General features: G+C 49.4%; 5 protein-coding genes. 1 reads left to right on the plus strand and 4 read right to left on the minus strand.

All coding sequences use genetic code 11. The features are described 5' to 3' along the window. Positions 1 to 99: 99 nt before the first annotated feature. From AC1DWB_RS31880 to AC1DWB_RS31890, 3 genes are read right to left on the minus strand one after another with little or no spacing between them, the layout of a single operon-like run. A complete protein-coding gene (locus AC1DWB_RS31880; protein WP_477545119.1) occupies positions 100 to 855 on the minus strand; it encodes a class I SAM-dependent DNA methyltransferase in 756 nt (251 codons plus the stop codon). Continuing rightward, positions 852 to 1,985, minus strand: a complete 1,134-nt coding sequence (locus AC1DWB_RS31885) for a DegT/DnrJ/EryC1/StrS family aminotransferase (RefSeq protein WP_477545120.1) — start codon at positions 1,983 to 1,985, stop codon at positions 852 to 854. The genes AC1DWB_RS31880 and AC1DWB_RS31885 overlap by 4 nt, the downstream gene beginning before the upstream one ends. Next, positions 1,985 to 2,422: a cupin domain-containing protein gene (locus AC1DWB_RS31890; RefSeq protein ID WP_477545121.1), complete on the minus strand. Its 438-nt coding sequence runs from the start codon at positions 2,420 to 2,422 to the stop codon at positions 1,985 to 1,987. The genes AC1DWB_RS31885 and AC1DWB_RS31890 overlap by 1 nt, the downstream gene beginning before the upstream one ends. A 162-nt stretch (positions 2,423 to 2,584) precedes the next feature. Here AC1DWB_RS31890 and AC1DWB_RS31895 point away from each other — a divergent pair, with 162 nt between their 5' ends. Next, positions 2,585 to 3,073: a DUF4214 domain-containing protein gene (locus tag AC1DWB_RS31895; protein ID WP_477545122.1), complete on the plus strand. Its 489-nt coding sequence runs from the start codon at positions 2,585 to 2,587 to the stop codon at positions 3,071 to 3,073. A 73-nt stretch (positions 3,074 to 3,146) separates the two neighbouring features. Here the strand turns inward: AC1DWB_RS31895 and AC1DWB_RS31900 are convergent. After that, positions 3,147 to 3,984 (minus strand): glycosyltransferase (locus tag AC1DWB_RS31900; protein ID WP_477545123.1); only part of this gene is annotated, 838 nt, incomplete at its 5' end.

Raw genomic sequence — 3,984 nt, forward strand, 5'->3', positions numbered from 1 at the left:
CCTTGCGGGGTAATGAGGCTAACGCATCGAGCAAGTTCAGGCAATATTGATACGTCCCTCCGAAGTTGGGGTCGCAGCTGAGTAATAGTCCGATACGCTTCATCGTTTTCGGCCTACGTACAGAACGCCCCAGGTATGATCTCCAGGCTCGTTCCCRGACATAAATTCCTCGCAGTGTTCCAGCCTCATTCCCGCATGAGCCAGCAGCAGTTCCGTTTCCGGAGTAAACAAGTACCGTATCGGATGTGTTTCTCTCCATTGTCGCATTTGGCCGGTCGGCTTATCATGCACGATGACCTGATAGTTAACGTCCACTATGTCGGCGTTCGTGTGAAGGACCGGTTCCGATATCCGGATTACCTCTGACAACTCGTCTTCCCAGCGCTTCACACGAACCGATGGTTGATCTGCCAGCACGGCGGGTCCGTACCAGCTGTCGAACAGAAAAACGCCGTCCTCCCGGAGATGCCGGGAAACATTTCGGAACAAAGCCAGCAAATCCTCATTGCTGTTCATGTAGTTCACCACATGGAATAGTGCGATCGCCGTATCAAATGTACGCTCCAGCCGAAACGTCCGAATATCGTCTTGAGTAAAGCGCAGGTTGCCGTTCTGCGGCTTGGATCTGGCAACCTCTAGCATATCCTCGCTTCGCTCAATTCCATGAATGGAATACCCCTTTTCCGCAAAGAGAGCGGCATGTCTACCCGTACCGCTTCCCAGTTCAAGCATGGTTACGGTGCCCGGACGGTACGTTTCGATTATGCGATCGATATAATCCGATTCACCTGCATAATCTTTGTCTTGATAAATCAAATCGTAATAACGAGCATACCAGGATCCGAATACACTCATCCCCCATCGCTCCTTGTCAATACTGATTTTACTGTCTCTGCTACTCGCTCTCTCTGCTCCTCCGTCAGCGTCGCTCCGCTTGGAAGATAGAATCCTTGTCTCGCGATTCGCTCAGCAACCGGGTACGTTTCTCCAATAAAGTAACCGGCTTTCCGAAACACAGGCTGTTCATGCATCGGCCAAAAAAACGGACGTGTACCAATCCGGAGTCGGGTAAGCCGATCAATCATCTCAGTCGCATCCATACCGGACTCTTCCGTCAGTACTAGTCCGTACACCCAATATATATTCTCCGCGTAATCCGTCCCTTGAAGCGGAAGCTGCATACCCTCCGCGTCTGCGAACAGAACGTCGTAGTGCTGTCCCATTCTCCTCTTCCGTTCGACCATGGCATCTAGGCGCTCCAACTGCGCGAGCCCAATTGCGGCCTGCAAGTTGGTCAGCCTGAAATTGTAACCGAGGTCTTGATGCACGAATCTTCTTCCCGGGAGGAACCCGAGATTACGGAGTGTCCTGCACCTTTGCGCCAACTCGTCATCATCCGTGAGGACCATCCCTCCCTCTCCAGTCGTAATATGCTTGTTTGCATAGAAGCTAAATGTGCTGATCTGACCAAACCCACCGCACGGCTTGCCTCTGTAGGTCTGACCGAGCATCTCGGAGGCATCTTCGATGAGGATGAGATTATGCTTATTAGCGATTGCAAGGAGTGGGTCCATGTCCACAGGCAACCCGTATATGTGCACTGGCATGATAGCCCTTGTGTTGGACGTTATCTTGTCCTCGACTTGCTCCAAATCCATATTCCATGTGACAGGGTCGCAATCGACCAGAACTGGCACGTATCGGTTCCTCACAATGGCGGCTACACACGAAATAATCGTAAAACTCGGAACAATCACCTCGCTGCCCGGTTCCAAATGGAGCGCTGCCACAGCCAATTCCAACGCAACAGTTCCGTTGCAGACGGCTACTCCATACTTACGTCCAACCGCAGCCGCCATTTCCGCTTCGAATCGTTGCACGAACGGTCCCTCGGAAGAAATCCATCCGGTATTCAAGCATTCCATGACATAATCTTTCTCATTTCCAACTAACAACGGCTCATTAACCGGCACCCATTCGTTCATCAGAACCGCTCCCTTAGGACCACCCGGTCCGAATCAATACCTTCAAACCGTGTCTTATCCCGCTCCGCAGCATACGGTCCCTGCTTCACTTCAATGAAATCCACTTCTTCCAACACCTCGAACCCGTGCCCTCCGGAAGCCAGCAATATTGTATCGCCTCCTTCCAGCACGAAGCTTTCCAGATACGTTCGGTCATCATCATAAAAGTCTACGCGCAGCTTCCCACGCTTAATGAACAATACTTCTTGGGTATAATGAACCTCGCGTTCGATCTGATTATGAATATGGGGTCGGATCGAATGGCCTGCAGGGTGCCTCATATACGCAAGCTGCTGTGAAAATTCGTAGGGGGTCATAAAATGGACGCCAGGCTCGGAATACGAATGCGTAATAATGATCGCCAGCAATTGGGATTCATGCAAGATTTGATGGAGCATTGGCCACCCTCCTTCCCTTTACTAATACGTTATGCTCGTCAACCATTGTGCGATATAGACACCATCATCATTTGTGTGCTGGATTCCATCCAAGTGTCCAATCCAATGCCATGCTTGGAAACATACATATAATGAAGAGCGAATAATTAGCGGGGTGATGTAATGAAAATTTGCCAACTGCTCCACCGGGCTTATCAGAAAAATGATGAAGAATTCATTCGTGATCTGTTTCTTCAACTGTTGAACCGGGAAGTGGATAATCAGGATGTGGTCGACCTGCTCCATTTATTGCATTCCGGGACTCCGCGAATCAGTCTAATCGTGGGTATCTCATGCAGCCATGAAGCACAGGAGATATACAGCCGGCATTACGTCTGGACGGGTGCCAGGCAGCTGACCATTGCGGATAAGCTGCAGCAATTGTTTGTTTTGGGAAACGAAGATCTGATTCACCACTTGTATGTGGAAATACTGGGCCGCTACCCTGAATCGTGGGGGTTTGAACAATTTGTACAGATTCTTGAAAGAGGCAATACGAGAATCTCGGTTGTTTCTCTCATCCTGCAATCGGACGAATTTATAAGGCTGATGCAGGCGGACCGCTACTATTTCACACGTGAAATCTTGACGCATTTTTTTAGTACTTTGTAATCTCCCTRGCGTTTCTAAGCCCTCCCTCTCCATCATAGAGAAGGAAGGGCTATTTGAATCGGTGAGGCGTATGCTAACCCGCTTCGTTCCATAGCCAAAACACTGTTTGATTCAAAAACATTCCTTGATCGGATAATTCATCCACTAATTGGTTTGCTTCTGGATGGTCCAACACAATGACTCCGTCGATCCATTCGTTTGCATACAGCAAGCTTACGAGGTTCGCCTGACCTTGTAACCCGCTGTCCAGATAACCGATGATTTGGAATCCGCTGTGAGCGCCAATCTGATCCCAGAACAATGTGGAACCCAGTTTGGGTCCGATCACTGCCACCCTCGGAGCGCGACTAAGATGAGCGAAATAATAGTTCCTGGCAATCTTGGAGGACACTTTCATCACTTCTATGCAAGTCATAAGCATGTCGGAGTGGCAAAGGGAAGCGGGGTGCACCCGCCAATGGTACAAAGGAATGTTAATTTTCTCGATCGGTGCGATTTGAAACAATTTCATCCATAAATCATAATCATAAGCAATCCGGTATTGAGGGTCATAACCGCCGATCTGGTCGAAGAGCGTCTTGGAGAATAAAAGCGATCCGTGGCATATCGGATTGCCGAAGAAGCGGAACTGTTCGATCTGCTCGCCCGTAACGTACAGATTGTTGTACCTTTCTTCTTGACGCAATCGTTCTGTAGATACAGACGCTTCCCCTGAAATACATTCAATCAAGGAACTTACGGCGGAGATATGAGGGTTCTCTCTAATATAATCCACTTGTACTTGCAATCGTTCAGGCAGGCTCAAGTCATCAGCATCCTGAACGGCTATCCAGCTTCCATCCGCATCRCCAACTGCGATGTTCATTGCTGCAGCCGCTCCAAGGTTATGCTGCAGATGAACGACCTTGACT

It is taken from the genome of Paenibacillus sp. P4_E11 (genome assembly GCF_056401635.1).

What these genes read in the sequence shown, in the direction of transcription:
- AC1DWB_RS31895 (WP_477545122.1), top strand. Translation starts at nt 2,585, where the DNA reads ATGAAAATTTGCCAACTGCTCCACCGGGCTTATCAGAAAAATGATGAA.
- AC1DWB_RS31890 (WP_477545121.1), bottom strand. Translation starts at nt 2,422, where the DNA reads ATGCTCCATCAAATCTTGCATGAATCCCAATTGCTGGCGATCATTATT.
- AC1DWB_RS31885 (WP_477545120.1), bottom strand. Translation starts at nt 1,985, where the DNA reads ATGAACGAATGGGTGCCGGTTAATGAGCCGTTGTTAGTTGGAAATGAG.